The organism is Streptomyces sp. MH60, from assembly GCF_002939385.1.
Taxonomy (GTDB): Bacteria; Actinomycetota; Actinomycetes; order Streptomycetales; family Streptomycetaceae; genus Streptomyces.
On the sequence record NZ_MULI01000004.1, the window covers coordinates 1 to 15652 of the forward strand.

General features: G+C 71.9%; 19 protein-coding genes. 14 read left to right on the plus strand and 5 right to left on the minus strand.

What is annotated here, in order from left to right; all coding sequences use genetic code 11:
* Positions 1 to 870: NAD(P)/FAD-dependent oxidoreductase (locus BZZ08_RS04645; RefSeq protein ID WP_198601288.1), on the plus strand; the 870-nt coding region annotated here is incomplete at its 5' end.
* Between the two features lie 14 nt (positions 871 to 884).
* Here BZZ08_RS04645 and BZZ08_RS04650 read toward each other — a convergent pair.
* Positions 885 to 2348, minus strand: a complete 1464-nt coding sequence (locus BZZ08_RS04650) for a regulator (protein ID WP_104630845.1) — start codon at positions 2346 to 2348, stop codon at positions 885 to 887.
* 234 nt (positions 2349 to 2582) lie between these two features.
* On the opposite strand from BZZ08_RS04650, the gene lipB reads away from it, so the two are divergent.
* From lipB to BZZ08_RS04670, 4 genes are all read left to right on the plus strand, one after another.
* Entirely contained in the window at positions 2583 to 3383 is an 801-nt protein-coding gene (gene lipB, locus BZZ08_RS04655; RefSeq protein ID WP_104630846.1) for a lipoyl(octanoyl) transferase LipB, read from the plus strand.
* Positions 3384 to 3539: 156 nt separating this feature from the next.
* Complete coding sequence (gene lipA, locus BZZ08_RS04660; RefSeq protein ID WP_104630847.1) at positions 3540 to 4493, plus strand: lipoyl synthase; 954 nt, start codon at positions 3540 to 3542, stop codon at positions 4491 to 4493.
* A gap of 244 nt (positions 4494 to 4737) precedes the next feature.
* Positions 4738 to 4968: an SCO2195 family GlnR-regulated protein gene (locus BZZ08_RS04665; RefSeq protein ID WP_104630848.1), complete on the plus strand. Its 231-nt coding sequence runs from the start codon at positions 4738 to 4740 to the stop codon at positions 4966 to 4968.
* Between the two features lie 70 nt (positions 4969 to 5038).
* Positions 5039 to 5743, plus strand: a complete 705-nt coding sequence (locus BZZ08_RS04670) for a DUF4191 domain-containing protein (RefSeq protein ID WP_104630849.1) — start codon at positions 5039 to 5041, stop codon at positions 5741 to 5743.
* 106 nt (positions 5744 to 5849) lie between these two features.
* On the opposite strand, the gene BZZ08_RS04675 is transcribed toward BZZ08_RS04670, so the two are convergent.
* Complete coding sequence (locus tag BZZ08_RS04675) at positions 5850 to 6317, minus strand: RDD family protein (RefSeq protein ID WP_104630850.1); 468 nt, start codon at positions 6315 to 6317, stop codon at positions 5850 to 5852.
* A gap of 220 nt (positions 6318 to 6537) precedes the next feature.
* Here BZZ08_RS04675 and glnA point away from each other — a divergent pair, with 220 nt between their 5' ends.
* On the plus strand, positions 6538 to 7947 hold the full coding sequence (gene glnA / locus BZZ08_RS04680; protein ID WP_104630851.1) for a type I glutamate--ammonia ligase: 1410 nt from the start codon (positions 6538 to 6540) through the stop codon (positions 7945 to 7947).
* 160 nt (positions 7948 to 8107) lie between these two features.
* Positions 8108 to 8368, plus strand: a complete 261-nt coding sequence (locus BZZ08_RS04685; protein WP_198601289.1) for an SCO2583/SCO2584 N-terminal domain-containing protein — start codon at positions 8108 to 8110, stop codon at positions 8366 to 8368.
* 23 nt (positions 8369 to 8391) lie between these two features.
* Here the strand turns inward: BZZ08_RS04685 and BZZ08_RS04690 are convergent, their stop codons facing one another.
* On the minus strand, positions 8392 to 9231 hold the full coding sequence (locus tag BZZ08_RS04690; protein WP_104630853.1) for an SDR family oxidoreductase: 840 nt from the start codon (positions 9229 to 9231) through the stop codon (positions 8392 to 8394).
* 93 nt (positions 9232 to 9324) lie between these two features.
* Between BZZ08_RS04690 and BZZ08_RS04695 the strand changes: the two genes are divergently transcribed.
* From BZZ08_RS04695 to pspAB, 3 genes are all read left to right on the plus strand, one after another.
* Positions 9325 to 9696 (plus strand): winged helix-turn-helix transcriptional regulator, encoded by a 372-nt coding sequence (locus BZZ08_RS04695; protein WP_104630854.1) that lies wholly within the window; start codon positions 9325 to 9327, stop codon positions 9694 to 9696.
* Positions 9697 to 9760: 64 nt separating this feature from the next.
* Positions 9761 to 10675 carry a zinc metalloprotease HtpX gene (gene htpX, locus BZZ08_RS04700; RefSeq protein ID WP_104631009.1) on the plus strand — a complete coding sequence of 305 codons (915 nt, stop codon included), beginning with the start codon at positions 9761 to 9763 and terminating at the stop codon, positions 10673 to 10675.
* Positions 10676 to 10711: 36 nt separating this feature from the next.
* Positions 10712 to 11290 carry a PspA-associated protein PspAB gene (pspAB, locus tag BZZ08_RS04705; protein ID WP_104630855.1) on the plus strand — a complete coding sequence of 193 codons (579 nt, stop codon included), beginning with the start codon at positions 10712 to 10714 and terminating at the stop codon, positions 11288 to 11290.
* Positions 11291 to 11345: 55 nt separating this feature from the next.
* Here the strand turns inward: pspAB and BZZ08_RS04710 are convergent, their stop codons facing one another.
* Positions 11346 to 11660 carry a hypothetical protein gene (locus BZZ08_RS04710; RefSeq protein ID WP_052840238.1) on the minus strand — a complete coding sequence of 105 codons (315 nt, stop codon included), beginning with the start codon at positions 11658 to 11660 and terminating at the stop codon, positions 11346 to 11348.
* A 175-nt stretch (positions 11661 to 11835) separates the two neighbouring features.
* On the opposite strand from BZZ08_RS04710, the gene BZZ08_RS04715 reads away from it, so the two are divergent.
* Both BZZ08_RS04715 and BZZ08_RS04720 read left to right on the plus strand, forming a co-directional pair.
* The gene (locus tag BZZ08_RS04715; RefSeq protein WP_104630856.1) at positions 11836 to 12195 is read left to right on the plus strand and encodes an arsenate reductase family protein; all 360 of its coding nucleotides are present in this window, start codon (positions 11836 to 11838) and stop codon (positions 12193 to 12195) included.
* Positions 12196 to 12310: 115 nt separating this feature from the next.
* Complete coding sequence (locus BZZ08_RS04720; RefSeq protein WP_104630857.1) at positions 12311 to 13006, plus strand: hypothetical protein; 696 nt, start codon at positions 12311 to 12313, stop codon at positions 13004 to 13006.
* A gap of 3 nt (positions 13007 to 13009) precedes the next feature.
* Here BZZ08_RS04720 and BZZ08_RS04725 read toward each other — a convergent pair whose 3' ends face one another.
* Positions 13010 to 13882, minus strand: coding sequence for an alpha/beta fold hydrolase (locus BZZ08_RS04725; protein ID WP_104630858.1), 873 nt, complete (start codon positions 13880 to 13882; stop codon positions 13010 to 13012).
* A 112-nt stretch (positions 13883 to 13994) separates the two neighbouring features.
* Here BZZ08_RS04725 and BZZ08_RS04730 point away from each other — a divergent pair, with 112 nt between their 5' ends.
* Together BZZ08_RS04730 and glnII are read left to right on the plus strand one after the other, a co-directional pair.
* Entirely contained in the window at positions 13995 to 14471 is a 477-nt protein-coding gene (locus BZZ08_RS04730) for a MarR family transcriptional regulator (RefSeq protein ID WP_104630859.1), read from the plus strand.
* A 136-nt stretch (positions 14472 to 14607) separates the two neighbouring features.
* Positions 14608 to 15648 carry a glutamine synthetase gene (gene glnII, locus BZZ08_RS04735; protein ID WP_104630860.1) on the plus strand — a complete coding sequence of 347 codons (1041 nt, stop codon included), beginning with the start codon at positions 14608 to 14610 and terminating at the stop codon, positions 15646 to 15648.
* Positions 15649 to 15652: the final 4 nt, after the last annotated feature.

The following is a 15652-nucleotide window of genomic DNA, read 5'->3' on the forward strand; positions in this document are numbered from 1 at the left end:
GCCCGGCCGGAGCTGCCCGCCGCCCGGGCACTGGCGGCCCGCGGGCTGCCGCCCCGCACGATCGACGGCTTCCTGCGCCCGCTGCTCGCCGCCCTGCTGTACGACCCGGACCTCACCACGTCCAGCCGGTGCGCGGACCTCGCGCTGCGCGCCTTCGCCGGCGGGCGGCTCGCGCTGCCGGAGGGCGGCGCCGAGGCACTGCCGGAGCACCTGGCGCGGTCCCTGCCGCCGGGCACCGTGCACACCGGCGTCCGCGTCACCTCGGTCGCGACCAACGCCGTGACCACCGCGGAGCACGGTGTCATCCGCTGCCGGGCCGTGCTGGTGGCGACCGACGCCCGCGCGGCGGCCGAACTGCTGCCGGGCCTGAGGGTGCCGGACTTCCACCCGGTGACGGTGGTCCACCACACGACCGACGAGCCGGCGACCACCGGCGCGGCCCTGCTGCTCGACGCCGACCGGGGCGGCCCGGTCGCCCACACGGCGCAGATCAGCCAGGTGGACCCGTCCCGCGCGCCCGCCGGACGCACCCTGGTCTCCTCGACGGTCCTCGGCCCTCCCCCGCCCGATCTCGACACCGCCGTACGCATGCACCTCTCCCGCCTCTACGGCACCCCCACCACGCGCTGGGAGACCCTCGCCGTGCACCACACGCCCGAGGCGGTGCCCGCGATGCGCCCGCCGCACGACCCGCGCAGGCCGGTACGGCTGCTGGCCGGGCTGTACGTGTGCGGCGACCACCGCGACACCAGCACCGCCCAGGGCGCGCTGCACTCGGGCCACCGGGCCTCGGCGGCGATCCTGACCGACCTGGGCGCGGGCCGGCCGATGCACACGGCGGAACCGACGGCGACGGCCCACGCGGCCTAGGCCGGGCTCCGGCGCTATCCCAGGGCGGCCACCTTGTCCCGGTAACCCCGTACCGGGGCGGCGTCCCGGTACGGCTCCAGGCGGCGCTCGAAGTCGCGGACGTACTCCGCGGCCCGCACCGAGCGCATCTCGGCCGCCTGCCCCGCCGCCTCGGCGGCCAGCTGGCAGGCCTGGTCGAGCTCGCCGAGGCCGAGGCGCGCGGTGGCGAGGACGACCCGGCAGAACAGTCGGCTGCGGGCGTAGACGGGCGCGCGCAGTTGCAGCGAGCGTTCCGCGTGCTGGGCGGCGGCGCGGAACTGCTGCAGGTCGCGGTGGCAGTGCCCGAACTCGTCGGCGAGCTGCGCCTCGTCGAAGAAGCGCGCCCAGTGCGGCACCTCGTCGCCGGGCCGGGCGGCCTCCATCGCGCGCTCGGCCCGCACCAGCGCCGCCGTGCACGCCCGCACCTCCCCGAGGACGCCGTGCGCCCGCGCCTCGGCGGCGTGCAGCAGGGTCTGCACGACCGGCGGCGCGGAGGTCCCCACGCCCTGCTGCGCCACCCGGGCGAGCTGCACGGCCTCCCGCCCGTGGCCCAGGTAGACGGCCTGCCGGCTCATGGTGACCAGCACGTACGAGCCGTACGCCCGGTCCGCCGCCGCCTGCGACAGCCGCAGCGCCTGCACGAAGTACCGCTGGGCGAGACCGTGCGCGGCGATGTCGTACGAGGTCCAGCCCGCGAGCCGGGTGAGGTCGGCGGCGGCCGCGAAGAGGCGGCGGCCGGTCTGCTCGCCGTAGGTGCCGCGGAGCATCGGCTCCAGCTCGTGCTCCAGATAGCGCACCAGGGCCTGGCGGGCGTGGCCCCCGCCGTACCGGTCGTCGAGGCTGCGGAACAGCTCGCCGACCGAGCGCAGCGCGGCGAGGTCGCCGCCGCTGACCTTCTGGCCGGGGCCGCGCTCGGCGGGGGCCCGGCGCCTGGACGGGTCGAGCGGGACGGCGAGCCTGGGGGTCGAGGGGCGGCCCTGCGCGGGGATGCGGACGGGCACCTCGGTGCGGGCCACCTTCTCGTCGGCGCGGCCGATCAGCCAGTCGCGGCTGGGCACCACGAGCCCGGCCGGGGTGAAGGCGATCTTCCGCAGTTCGGCGTGGCTGCCGGAGTCCTTGCGCCACAGCCCGCCGACGATGTCGACCGCCTCCTCCGGGCTCCCGGCGAACTCCAGGCCCGCGTAGACGGGCGCGCAGGCGTCCAGGCCGAGGTCCTGCGCGGTCAGGCGGCGGCCCAGGCGCCGGGTGAAGACCTCGGCGATCAGGGCCGGGGTGGTGCCGCGGGGCTGCTGGCCGCGCAGCCACCGGGTGACGGACGTCTTGTCATATCTCAGGTCCAGGCCGTGTTCGAGTCCGAGCTGGTCGACGCGACGCGCGAGACCCGCGTTCGAGAACCCCGCTTCGGCGATGAGCGCGGCGAGCTGGCGGTTGGGGGTGCGCTGCGCGGGTCGTTCCGTCATGGTGCGGTGCGGTCTCCTGCCTTCCGGGCGTTCGATTGCCCGGAGCGCCTGTGAGCAGCCCTTATGGCCTCGTGAACGGCGTGAATGTAGCGGAGAGTAAGCACCCGATCGCACAATTCGCCCGGCATTCATCCGATCGTGTGAGGATTGCCCGCCCGGCTGACGACGAGCGGGCGGTCGTACAGTGGCTTGGGCACGCTTCGTGCCTTACGACCTTGCAGGGAGGCACGTGCCGTGAGTGAGCTGCGCTTCGTCCGGATGGGGTTCGGTGCCGAACGCGTCGAGTACCAGGAGGCGTGGGACGAACAGCGCCGGGTGCACGCCGCGCGCTTCGCCGACGAGGTCCCCGACACCGTGCTGCTTCTCGAACACCCGCCGGTCTACACCGCCGGCCGGCGCACCCAGGACAGCGAGCGCCCGCTGGACGGCACCCCGGTCATCGACGTGGACCGGGGCGGCAAGATCACCTGGCACGGTCCGGGCCAGCTGGTGGGCTACCCCATCCAGAAGCTCCCGCGTCCGGTCGACGTGGTGGCCCACGTCCGCCGCCTGGAGGAGGCCCTGATCCGCACCTGCGCGGAGTTCGGCCTGGAGACCAGCCGGGTCGAGGGCCGCAGCGGCGTCTGGGTCCTCGGTGACCCGGTCGAGCAGCGCCCGAAGCTCGGCGGCCTCTCCCTGGACTTCGACCCGCGCCTGACGGACGAGGAGTTCGACCCCCGCCTCAACGGCCCCGACTACGCCCCGTCCAACGCCGGCCAGCGCCGCGAGGACCGCAAGATCGCCGCGATCGGCATCCGGGTCGCCAAGGGCGTCACGATGCACGGCTTCGCGCTGAACGTGAACCCCGACAACAAGTGGTTCGACAAGATCATCCCCTGCGGCATCCGCGACGCGGGCGTCGCGTCCCTGGCGGGCGAACTCGGCCGCGACGTGACCATCGAGGAGGTCCTCCCGGTGGCCGAACGCCATCTCCGGGACGTCCTGGAGCACGCGGAGCTGAAGCCGCGGGTGGTCGAGAAGGCCCCGGCGGCATAAAACCAGCCCGTCCGGCGTTTGCGGACAGGCCCGTTCAGGGCCGAAGCGGGGGGCCTGGGGGCGGCAGCCCCCAGCAGGGCCAGCACCAACGCCGACCAACAAATCAACGGGCGTACCCTGAAGAACGCCGAAGAATCAAACGCTAGGGAGCCGGTCGTGTCCGCAGTCGCACCCGACGGACGCAAGATGCTGCGCCTGGAGGTCCGCAACAGCCAGACCCCCATCGAGCGCAAGCCCGAGTGGATCAAGACCCGGGCGAAAATGGGCCCCGAATACACCAAGATGCAGAACCTCGTGAAGAGTGAGGGCCTGCACACGGTCTGCCAGGAAGCCGGCTGTCCCAACATCTACGAGTGCTGGGAGGACCGCGAGGCGACCTTCCTCATCGGCGGCGACCAGTGCACCCGGCGCTGTGACTTCTGCCAGATCGACACCGGCAAGCCCGAGGCGCTCGACCGGGACGAGCCGCGCCGCGTCGGCGAGTCCGTGGTCACCATGGACCTGAACTACGCCACCATCACCGGCGTCGCCCGCGACGACCTCCCGGACGGCGGCGCGTGGCTGTACGCGGAGACGGTGCGCCAGATCCACCAGCAGACCGCCGACCGCGAGGCCGGCCGCACCAAGGTCGAGCTGCTGGCCCCCGACTTCAACGCGGTCCCGGAGCTGCTCCGGGAGGTCTTCGACTCCCGCCCCGAGGTCTTCGCGCACAACGTCGAGACCGTCCCGCGGATCTTCAAGCGCATCCGCCCCGGCTTCCGCTACGACCGCTCCCTGAAGGTCATCACCGAGGCCCGCGACTACGGCCTGGTCACCAAGTCGAACCTGATCCTCGGCATGGGCGAGACCCGCGAGGAGATCAGCGAGGCGCTGGCGCAGCTGCACGAGGCCGGCTGCGAGCTGATCACCATCACGCAGTACCTGCGCCCGTCCGTGCGCCACCACCCCGTGGAGCGCTGGGTCAAGCCGCAGGAGTTCGTGGAGCTGAAGGAGGAGGCCGAGCAGATCGGTTTCTCCGGCGTGATGTCGGGCCCGCTGGTGCGCTCGTCGTACCGGGCCGGACGGCTCTACGGCATGGCCATGGAGCAGCGCCGGTCCGCCACCGTGTGAAGTCCCGCACAAGTCACTACCGGCCGGTAATGGCCGAGATGCCGCGGCCCCGACCGTCCTCGCTGATGAGGACACCGGTCGGGGCCGCGAGCCCGTTCCAGGACCCGGCCACGCGGATTCATGTGCGTTTGACCGGCGGGTCACGCCCTGGTAACACCAATCAGTGACCCTGGAATCACAGCACGTACACCACCACGTACACCCGTCTCCGTACCCGGAGCCGTACCGAGGGGGGACCTCCACGATGCAGGCCGCGCCCGTTCGCCCCACCGCCGCCCGCGCCACCGCCGTCCGCGCCACCGCCATCCCGTCGTTCACCACCGCCCTGCGGGCCGTCGAGTCGCTGCTGATGAGCGGCGGCCAGCGCACCGCCCGGCGCAACGCCTGGAACTCCGTCCTGGAGGACCGCCGCCGCGCCAAGGACCGGATCGAGACCGAGCGCGCGCTGCGGCAGTCCGTCGCCGGCCGCCCCTGACCGCGTCCCGCCTTCCCCCTGCCGGGCACTGCCGTCGTCGGCGCTTTCGGGGGCACGTAGACTTCGTGCCATGGCGAGGAAGGAACCTGCAGCGGACGCTGCGAATCCCGGGCGACTGAAGCAGATCGCTCTGACCTACAAGATGACCCGCAAGGCCGACAAGAAGATCGGTCTTGTGCTCGCGGGTGTCGGCATCGTCGTCTTCGGTGTCCTCCTCGCGATCGGTTTCTTGATCGGTCACCCCATCTATCTCGGCATCCTGGGCCTGCTGCTCGCCTTCCTCGCGACGGCGATCGTCTTCGGGCGCCGGGCCGAGCGGGCGGCCTTCGGCCAGATGGAAGGACAGCCGGGCGCCGCGGCGGCCGTACTGGACAACATCGGCCGGGGCTGGACCACGACCCCCGCGGTGGCGATGAACCGCAACCAGGACGTGGTGCACCGCGCGGTCGGCAAGGCGGGCATCGTGCTGGTCGCGGAGGGCAACCCGAACCGGGTGAAGTCCCTGCTCGCGGCCGAGAAGAAGAAGATGAACCGCATCGTCTCCGACGTCCCCGTGCACGACCTGCTCGTGGGCACCGGCGAGGGCCAGGTCGAGCTGAAGAAGCTGCGCACGACCATGCTCAAGCTCCCCCGCGTCCTGAGCGGTCCGCAGGTCACCGTGACCAACGACCGGCTGCGCGCCCTGGGCGACCTGATGAGCAACATGCCGCTGCCCAAGGGCCCGATGCCCAAGGGCATGCGGATGCCCAGGGGCGGCAACCCCAGGCAGCGCTGACCCCGTAGGACTCCGAGACGCCGGTACGGCGAAGGGGGCGGCCCGAGTGATCGGGCCGCCCCCTTCGCCGTACCGGTCGTCGTGCCGGCGTGGTGTGGCGTGCGGGTCAGATCCGGACTTCGACGGTGCGCGCCAGCCGGTCGTGCAGGCCCCGGCCGTCGCGGTCCCAGATCAGCGCCGGGAGGGCGAGGCACAGCAGGGCCGAGCGCAGCAGGGCGCGCAGCGGGCTGGGGCGGCCGGTGGCGAGGTCCACGACCCGCAGGCCCAGCAGGCGCTTGCCCGGGGTGAAGCCGACCGTGCCGACGGTCAGCACGCTCAGCACGAAGAAGATCAGCAGCGTCCAGTTGCTCGCCGTCTGCCCGTAGCTGCCCGTGATCAGTCCGTATGCGATCAGGGAGCACAGGGCCCAGTCGACGGCCAGCGCGCCGAGCCGCCTGCCGGGGCGGGCGATCGAACCCGGTCCCTCCGCGGGCAGACCGAGCTGTTCACCCCGGTGCCCGAGATCGGCGCCGGCCTCTTCCACGGCCGCGCGGGGACCGGAGAGCCACGATCCGATTGCTTGCCTGTTGTCCACCCGAACACGGTACTGCGCCCGTATACGTACCGGGAACGGCGGGGTGTGCGGGCCCTCGATCCGGCCTAGGCTGGGGAGGGAGCCGGTTAACTTCTGCGAAACAAATGGGTCACGCCCGAGAAATCACCCGTCCCTAGGGTCGAGGAAGCGTGTGCCACCCGCACTGGCCGCACGAACGATCTACCAACCCGGCGGGACGGTCGGGAGTAGGAGGAGCTGGATGTTCCAGAACGCCGACGACGTCAAGAAGTTCATCGCGGACGAGGACGTCAAGTTCGTCGATGTCCGGTTCTGCGACCTGCCGGGCGTCATGCAGCACTTCACGTTGCCCGCCGAGGCGTTCGACCCCGACGACGAGCAGGCCTTCGACGGATCCTCGATCCGCGGCTTCCAGGCCATCCACGAGTCGGACATGGCCCTGCGCCCCGACCTGTCCACGGCGCGCGTCGACCCGTTCCGCCGCGACAAGACGCTGAACATCAACTTCTTCATCCACGACCCGATCACGGGCGAGCAGTACTCCCGCGACCCGCGGAACGTGGCGAAGAAGGCCGAGGCGTACCTGGCCTCCACGGGCATCGCCGACACGGCGTTCTTCGGCCCCGAGGCCGAGTTCTACGTCTTCGACTCCGTCCGCTTCGCCACCAGTGCGAACGAGTCCTTCTACCACATCGACTCCGAGGCCGGCGCCTGGAACACCGGTGCCCTGGAGGACAACCGCGGTTACAAGGTCCGCTACAAGGGCGGTTATTTCCCGGTCCCGCCGGTCGACCACTTCGCCGACCTGCGCGCCGAGATCTCCCTGGAGCTGGAGCGGTCCGGCCTGAAGGTCGAGCGCCAGCACCACGAGGTGGGCACCGCCGGCCAGGCCGAGATCAACTACAAGTTCAACACGCTGCTCGCGGCCGCGGACGACCTCCAGCTCTTCAAGTACATCGTGAAGAACGTGGCCTGGAAGAACGGCAAGACGGCGACCTTCATGCCGAAGCCGATCTTCGGTGACAACGGCTCGGGCATGCACGTCCACCAGTCGCTGTGGTCGGGCGGCGAGCCGCTCTTCTACGACGAGCAGGGTTACGCCGGCCTGTCGGACACCGCCCGCTACTACATCGGCGGCATCCTCAAGCACGCCCCGTCGCTGCTGGCCTTCACCAACCCGACGGTGAACTCGTACCACCGCCTGGTGCCGGGCTTCGAGGCGCCGGTGAACCTGGTGTACTCGCAGCGCAACCGCTCGGCCGCGATGCGGATCCCGATCACGGGCTCGAACCCGAAGGCCAAGCGCGTCGAGTTCCGCGCCCCGGACGCCTCCGGCAACCCGTACCTGGCCTTCTCGGCGCTGCTGATGGCGGGCCTGGACGGCATCAGGAACAAGATCGAGCCGGCCGAGCCGATCGACAAGGACCTCTACGAGCTGGCTCCCGAGGAGCACGCGAACGTGGCGCAGGTCCCGACCTCCCTCGGCGCGGTCCTGGACCGCCTGGAGGCCGACCACGAGTTCCTGCTCCAGGGCGACGTCTTCACGCCGGACCTGATCGAGACGTGGATCGACTTCAAGCGCGCCAACGAGATCGCGCCGCTGCAGCTGCGTCCGCACCCGCACGAGTTCGAGCTGTACTTCGACGTGTGATCGACGGGTCACGCCGACCCGGCCGGCGCCCCCGTCCCCGTTTCCCGGGGGCGGGGGCGCCGTCGTGCGTGGCCGAAAACCCTTCACAGCGCGCGGGCGGGCCGGGATCATGTCTCCTGACACGGTTGTTCGAGTCAGGGGGACGGGGAGAGTGCCGGAGATGCCGGATCGCGACGACGAGGCGCGCGAGTACGACCTGAGGTGGGCGGACGGCGCCGAGCACAAGGAGCCCTCCGCGCGGGCCCGGATGCTCGCCGCGCGCTGGAAGGAGAACCCTCCCGGCCCGGTCCCCTTCCGCGCCGACCCCGACCACGTGGGCTCCGGGCGCCGGTCGTCGTGGGTCTCCACCGCCGTGGTCCTCGGCTGCGTGGCCGCGGTGATCGTGCTGCTGGGCTACATCAATTTCCGTGCACCGTATTAGCCGTACCGGGGGCGGCGCACGTCTCAGCGGAACGCGGTGACGTTGCGGGCGGCCCAGTCGGCGAAGGGGCGTGGGGCGCGGCCGAGGACGCGCTCGACGTCCGGGCTGACGCGCAGTTCGGCCGGGCTCGGGTTGCCGAGGATGTCCAGGGTGTCGTCGGCCAGCTCCGCCGGCATGCTCCGCGCCATGGCGGCCCTGGCCTCGTCGCGGGTCAGCTCGTGGAAGGCCACGGGTGAGCCCAGCGCGGCGGCGACGGCCTCCGTCTGCCCGCGCGGAGTGATCACCTCCGGGCCGGTCAGTTCGTACGCGCCGCCGGTGTGCCGGTCCTCCAGCAGACAGGCCGCCGCCACCGCGGCGATGTCCGCGGGGTCGACGACCGGCACTCCGACGTCGCCGAAGGGCGCGGCGACGACCCGTCGCTCCCGGACGGACTCGGCCCACCACAGGGCGTTGGAGGCGAAGCCGCCGGGCCGCAGCACGGCCCATTCCAGGCCGGATTCCCGCACCGTGTCCTCCAGCTCCCGCATCGCGATCCGCGTCGCCCCGAAGGGCCTGGTCACCACGCCGAGCGTGGAGAGCAGGACGATGCGGCGGACCCCGCTGTCCACGGCTTCGCCGATGATCTCGGCCGGGTGGGCGCCGAGGGCGTGCAGGTCGCCGGAGAGCAGCAGGAAAAGCGACTTCGCCCCGGCCAGCGCGGGCCGCAGGCCGGCCGGGTCGGCGAGGTCGGCCACCAGGTGGCGGACGCCGTCCGGCACCGCCGCCGGGTGCCGTGACACCGCCGTCACCTGCTCGCCCGCCGCTGCCAGCGCCCGCGTCAGCGGCCGCCCGATGTTCCCGGTCGCCCCGGTCACCACGATCATGTCCAGCTCCTTCTCGGATGTCCTCTGTGGACCTTCACGCTAGGAGCCCGGACTAACTTTCGGTAAGGGCATACCTGGAGGTAAGCTCATGACATGACGGAAGGCGTCCAGCACAGACGGGTCGAGACCGGCGAGCGGTATGACGTGTTTCACACCGACTGCCTGGCGCGCGACGTGGTCGACCATGTGACCAGCAGGTGGGGCATCTGGGTGCTGATCGCCCTGCGGCGCAACGACCTCCGGTTCTACGAGCTGCGCGAGAGCATCCAGGGCATCAGCGAGAAGATGCTCGCCCAGACCCTGCGCGTCCTGGTCGAGGACGGCCTGGTCTGGCGGAAGGTCGAGCCGACGACGCCGCCGCAGGTCACGTACGGGCTCACCGAGTTCGGCCGGGACATCGGGGAGCCGCTGACGGACCTCTTCGACCGGATCACCCGGCGGCTTTCGCCACTCGGCACCCCCTGACTCCCGGGGTGCCGGGTGCACACTGGACAGCGGGACGAGTGCCCGACCGTGTGAGGTGGTGCAGATGCAGAGCCGCTTCCGGAGTGACCGGCGGTTGACCGTGCGCATGGGGATCACTCTTTTTCTGCTCGGCCTGTTGTACGTGGGGTTCGTCGCCGCGCTGATCGCGCTGCTGAAGTCCTGGGTCCTGGTCGTGGTGATCGTGGCGCTGGTGTTCGGGGCGCAGTACTGGTTCTCCGACCGGATCGCGCTGTTCGCGATGCGTGGCCGGATCGTGGATCGGGACGAGTATCCGGAGCTGCACGGGGTGGTGGACCGGCTGGCGGCGATGGCCGACATGCCGAAGCCGGTGGTCGCGGTGTCGGAGATGGAGATGCCCAACGCCTTCGCCACCGGCCGCAATCCGGACAACGCGGTGGTCTGTGTCACCACCGGGCTGCTGCGGCGGCTGGAGCCCGCGGAGCTGGAGGGCGTGCTGGCGCACGAGCTGTCGCACGTGGCGCACAAGGACGTCGCGGTGATCACGGTGGCGTCGTTCCTCGGCGTGATCGCGGGGCTGATCGTGCGGTTCGCCTTCTACTCCCAGCTCTTCGGCGGGCGCCGCGACCAGAACACGATGGCGGTCCTGGCGGTCGTCATGGGCGTCTCGGCGGCCGTGTACGCGCTCAGCTTCCTGCTGATCCGGGCCCTGTCCCGGTACCGGGAGCTGGCGGCCGACCGGGCCGCGGCCCTGCTCACCGGGCGCCCCTCGGCCCTGGCGGCGGCCCTCACCAAGGTCACCGGCGACATCGCCCGCATCCCGACCAAGGACCTGCGCACGGCCCAGGCCTTCAACGCCTTCTACTTCACCCCGGCCTTCGGCAGCGACCCCGGCCTCGGCCGGTTCTTCGCCACCCACCCCAGCCTGGAGCAGCGGCTCGACCAGCTGGGCCGGATCTCCGCCGAGCTGGGTGAGGCGGCGGCCCCCGGCAAGGCGTGAGGCGCGGGACGTCACGGGAAGGGCGGGCATACGGACATGGGACTGCTGGACATCCTGCTCGGCCGGTCCAGGGCCGTGGGCCCGGATCTCGACCGGCTCTTCGCCCTGCCCTCGGCGGCGGTGGGCCTGGAGGCCGCGGCCGGGTTCAGGCCGACCGGACAGGGGGCGGTGTGCTTCGCGACGGTCGAGGGCGCCGCCTTCGAGCGCACGCACCGCGAGATCCGCGCCCTGCTGGACGCGGACGCCGGCCGCACCCCGGTGGAGCTGAGCCACGACGCCTACGGCTACTCCTGGCTCGTCTCGTACCGCTCCCCGGGAGAGCTGCCGGTCCTGGTGAACGACCTGCACGCGGTGAACAGCACCTTGGAGGCGGCCGGTTTCGGCCCCCGGCTGCTGTGCTCCCTGGCCGGTTTCGTGGCCGACGACGGGCGGCGGCTCGCCCTCGTCTACCTCTACAAGCGCGGTACGTTCTACCCCTTCGCGCCGCTGTCCGGCGGGCGGCAGCAGCGGGACAACGCGCTGGAGCTGCGGATACGGGCCGCGCTCGACGACGAGCTGCCGGTGGAGGCCGACCTGGGCCGCTGGTTCCCCGTGTGGGGAGCGCCCGGACTCTGAGCGCCGCGGGACGCGAACGCCGGGCACCCCGAGGAGAGAGCACCCGGCGCCGGGGTCACCGCGAGTACCGCATCAACGCCCGCACCATGTGGCACGTCGTGTCCGACGGCGGATGAACCCCGATGGCCAGCGCGGCGCTCCGTATCCTCTCGTTGCGCGCCTGGTCGGGCAGGTAGACGCCGGAGTCGAGCAGGGCGATGGCGAGGCGCATCGCCTTGAGCCGGCGGTTGTGCGTCACGTACCACTCGCGGGGGCGGCCCGCCGGCAGCGGACGCTTCTCCACGGGCGCGTACGGCAGGTCGAGCAGGACGGGCCGCTTGGCGGTGGACTGGGTGGGCAACGGCTTCGGCTTCAGTGCGGCAGCGGGCACAGGCATCCTCCTGTCGCGGTCGGGGCGCCGTCCGGACTTCCCGGCGACACCCTCGAACACTGCTTCTATTTTACCGTCCACCACTGACAAAAGCCCCTGCCCACAAGGGCTTTCGGGGTCGCTGTGACCCACGTGGTGAACGAGTTTCCGCACCCCTCCGGTTACCGTGTGCGGCATGGAGATCTGGATCAACCCGGCCTGCTCGAAGTGCCGCAGCGCGATCAGCCTGCTCGACGCGGAAGGGGCCGAGTACACCGTCCGCCGCTACCTGGAGGACGTACCGAGCGCGGCGGAGATCCGCGAGGTGCTCACCCGGCTCGGACTCGAACCGTGGGACATCACCCGCACCCAGGAGGCGGCCGCCAAGGAACTGGGTCTGAAGGACTGGCCCCGTGACGAGGCGTCACGCGACCGCTGGGTCACCGCGCTCGCCGAACACCCCAAGCTGATCCAGCGCCCGATCATCACGGCGGACGACGGAACGGCCGTGGTGGGCCGCACCGACGAGGCGGTCCGGGACGCCCTGGCGCGTTAGGCGGGTCCAGGGTGTGACGCAGGTTACGCGCCCGCGTCGACGCGACCGGTGAGCAACTCCGTTCGGTATCTCGTACATAGCGGCGTACGCTCCCCTACCTCTTCAGGAGGCGCGGATGTCGCGCAGGAGAACTCTCGGCACGAAGAAGAAGATCGCCCTACTGGTCGGCGCCGCCACGATGGCCGGTGGCGGCGCCTTCGTCATGGCGAACGCCTCGAACGCCGCGCAGACCACCGAGGACGCGCGGACGAAGGCCGCCCAGGACGCGGGCGTCTGCCAGGGCCTGGCCACCGCGCTCGGCAACAACCAGCGGTTCATCGAGGGCCAGCGGGCCGCTCCGGACGCGCAGTCGCAGGCCCGGATCGAGAACCGCGAGGCCGTCGTCGCGGAGATCGAGCGCAAGCAGGCGGCGTCCGGGTGCGCGGTCGGGGAATCGGCTCAGGACTCCCAGACCGCGCAACCGTCCCGGACCGCGCAGCCGCCCCAAGCCGGGCAGGAGGCGGGCCAGGACGCCGGGGACCAGGCGGGCCAGGACGCCGGGGCCCCGGCGGACGACCAGGCCGGCGAGCAGGTCTGCGCCGGTTCCACCGTCACCCTCTCCGGCGAGGGCGGCGCGCCCGCCGCCTCCAGCAACCAGTTCCCGGTGGGCACCAGGCTCAGGGTGACCAACCTCGACAACGACAAGTCCACGACCGTGGAGGTGAACTCGGTCTCGGGAAGCTGTGCGCTGCTCAACAACGCGGCGTTCGAGCAGGTCCGCGAGGAGGGCAAGTTCCTGATCCGACGGGCGCTGATCGAGAAGGTCGGCTGAGCCTCAGTCGCCCGGCGCGGCCAGGAAGTCGCCGAGGCGGCGGCCCAGCCCGGACGGCGCGGACTGGGGCAGCGCGTGGTGGGAGACGTCCGGCAGGACGGTCGTCTCCACGTGCGGCAGCAGGGTCCGCGCCCGGTCCGCCACCTCGGCGGGGTCGTGCGTCCTGCTGTTCCCGGCCAGGAGCAGCAGGACCGGTACGTCCAGGGCGCGCAGCGCCTTGGGGGCCGGCCGGGGTCCGGTGACCGGCTTCCGCTCCGGGAAGCCGGCCGCGGCCTCCTGGAGGGCGAGCCAGTCGGCGTCCAGCGGCGTCGTGCCGGTCTCCCAGTCCAGGAAGGCGCGGACCCGGCGGGGGGTCGGCCGCAGCAGCATCGGCAGCGCGTGCAGCAGGTAGGCCGCCTTGAACCCGGCGAAGCACTGGGTCGGGTCCAGGAGGAACAGGCGGCGTACCCGGTCGGGTGCGTGCAGGGCGTGGTGCAGGGCGATCCAGGCGCCGTAGGAGTGGCCGCCGAGGTCCGTCTCCTCGATGCCGAGGCCGTCGAGGAGCGCGTCCAGCCAGCCGGTGAGGTCGGCGACCGTACGGGGGTGGCGGTCGCCGGCCGGTGTGCTGCGGCCGGGGGCGCCGATCAGGTCGGCGGCGTGGACGCGGTGGGTGCGGGACAGCTCGGCGGCCTGGGCGTACCAGGACGCGGAGGTCGCCGCCCCGCCGCCCGGCAGCAGGACGAGGGGGCGGCCGCCGGCCGGGCCGGTCACGTGGACGTGCGTCTCGCCGAAGGGGGTGGGCACGGTCACCGCCTCGGTCCCCGCGGGCCACTTGGCCATGACCTTGTCGTAGGCGTCCTGGAAACGGCCGGCGTCGTACGGACCGCGAGCGCTCATGAGCGGTGCCCCCTGTCTCGCTTGCTCCCTGTTCCTGCTTCTCCGGTAGTATCTCGTCCAACGAGATACTTGTCGAGCGAGGATCACCCGAAGGACCGAAGGGAGCGCCCCCATGCCCGACCAGGGACCGGAGATGGAGCTCGTCCACCTCCTGCGCGCGGTCGCCGTCGAACTGGGCGCGCACAGCGCCCGGTTCGCGCAGCGCAACGGCATGCATCCCACCGACGTCCGCGCGCTCATCGCGCTCATGGACGCCGCGCGGGCGGGCGAGGCGATGACCGCCGGGCGCCTGGGCGCCGCGCTCGGGCTGAACTCCGCGGGCACCACGGCGCTGGTCGACCGGCTGGAGCGGGCCGGACACGTACGCCGGGTGCGCGACGAGCGGGACCGGCGCCGGGTCACCGTCGAGGTGGACGAACGGGCCGTGGCGCTGGGCCGGTCCCACTTCGGACCGCTGATCGGGCGGACGGTGGAACTGCTGCGCGGGTACGACGAGCGGGAACTGGCGGCGATCAGGGGCTTTCTGACCGGCGTACGGGAGGCGGCCGGGGACGGCGGGCGTGAGGCGGACCACAACGACGCCGGGTAACACGGGGTTCACATACGGGCAACGGTCGGGAAATCGCCCGTTGGCACGCTGCACGGCAGTAGACGCGGCACCCCCGCCGCCCCCGCGCCGCCGCACCCGCACGTGCGCCGATACCCACCCCGAAGGATGTGGCCCCGTGACCTTCAAGGCCGAGTACATCTGGATCGACGGCACCGAGCCGACGGCCAAGCTCCGTTCCAAGACGAAGATCATCACGGACGCCCCCGCCGGCCTGGACGCCCTGCCGATCTGGGGCTTCGACGGCTCCTCCACCAACCAGGCCGAGGGCAGCTCCTCGGACTGCGTGCTCAGGCCGGTCTTCTCCTGCCCCGACCCGATCCGCGGCGGCGAGGACATCCTGGTGCTGTGCGAGGTCCTGGACACGGACATGACGCCGCACCCGAGCAACACCCGCGCCGCGCTGGCCGAGCTGTCCGAGCGCTTCGCCGCGCAGGAGCCGGTCTTCGGCATCGAGCAGGAGTACACCTTCTTCAAGGGTGCCCGCCCGCTCGGCTTCCCCGAGGGCGGCTTCCCGGCCGCGCAGGGCGGCTACTACTGCGGTGTCGGCTCGGACGAGATCTTCGGCCGGGACGTCGTCGAGGCCCACCTGGAGAACTGCCTGCAGGCCGGTCTCGGCATCTCCGGCATCAACGCCGAGGTCATGCCCGGCCAGTGGGAGTTCCAGGTCGGCCCGCTGGCGCCGCTGGAGGTCTCCGACCAGCTGTGGGTGGCCCGCTGGCTGCTCTACCGCACCGCGGAGGACTTCGAGGTCTCCGCCACCCTCGACCCCAAGCCCGTCAAGGGCGACTGGAACGGCGCGGGCGCGCACACCAACTTCTCCACCAAGGCGATGCGCGAAGGCCCCGAGGGCTATGCCGCGATCATCACCGCCTGCGAGTCGCTCGGTGAGGGCTCCAAGCCGCTGGACCACGTCAAGAACTACGGCGCCGGCATCGACGACCGCCTCACCGGCCTGCACGAGACCGCGCCGTGGAACGAGTACTCCTACGGCGTCTCCGACCGCGGCGCCTCGGTGCGCATCCCGTGGCAGGTCGAGAAGGACGGCAAGGGCTACATCGAGGACCGCCGTCCCAACGCCAACGTCGACCCGTACGTGGTGACCCGCCTGCTCGTCGACACCTGCTGCACGGCGCTGGAGAAGGCCGGCCAGGTCTGAGCCC

Excerpts from the sequence above, each read along its gene's own strand:
- glnA (WP_104630851.1), top strand. The coding sequence starts at position 6,538 with ATGTTCCAGAACGCCGACGACGTCAAGAAGTTCATCGCGGACGAGGAC.
- BZZ08_RS04690 (WP_104630853.1), bottom strand. The coding sequence starts at position 9,231 with ATGATCGTGGTGACCGGGGCGACCGGGAACATCGGGCGGCCGCTGACG.
- pspAB (WP_104630855.1), top strand. The coding sequence starts at position 10,712 with ATGGGACTGCTGGACATCCTGCTCGGCCGGTCCAGGGCCGTGGGCCCG.
- BZZ08_RS04695 (WP_104630854.1), top strand. The coding sequence starts at position 9,325 with ATGACGGAAGGCGTCCAGCACAGACGGGTCGAGACCGGCGAGCGGTAT.
- htpX (WP_104631009.1), top strand. The coding sequence starts at position 9,761 with ATGCAGAGCCGCTTCCGGAGTGACCGGCGGTTGACCGTGCGCATGGGG.
- BZZ08_RS04725 (WP_104630858.1), bottom strand. The coding sequence starts at position 13,882 with ATGAGCGCTCGCGGTCCGTACGACGCCGGCCGTTTCCAGGACGCCTAC.
- BZZ08_RS04685 (WP_198601289.1), top strand. The coding sequence starts at position 8,108 with ATGCCGGATCGCGACGACGAGGCGCGCGAGTACGACCTGAGGTGGGCG.
- BZZ08_RS04720 (WP_104630857.1), top strand. The coding sequence starts at position 12,311 with ATGTCGCGCAGGAGAACTCTCGGCACGAAGAAGAAGATCGCCCTACTG.
- BZZ08_RS04715 (WP_104630856.1), top strand. The coding sequence starts at position 11,836 with ATGGAGATCTGGATCAACCCGGCCTGCTCGAAGTGCCGCAGCGCGATC.
- BZZ08_RS04670 (WP_104630849.1), top strand. The coding sequence starts at position 5,039 with ATGGCGAGGAAGGAACCTGCAGCGGACGCTGCGAATCCCGGGCGACTG.
- BZZ08_RS04650 (WP_104630845.1), bottom strand. The coding sequence starts at position 2,348 with ATGACGGAACGACCCGCGCAGCGCACCCCCAACCGCCAGCTCGCCGCG.
- BZZ08_RS04730 (WP_104630859.1), top strand. The coding sequence starts at position 13,995 with ATGCCCGACCAGGGACCGGAGATGGAGCTCGTCCACCTCCTGCGCGCG.
- BZZ08_RS04665 (WP_104630848.1), top strand. The coding sequence starts at position 4,738 with ATGCAGGCCGCGCCCGTTCGCCCCACCGCCGCCCGCGCCACCGCCGTC.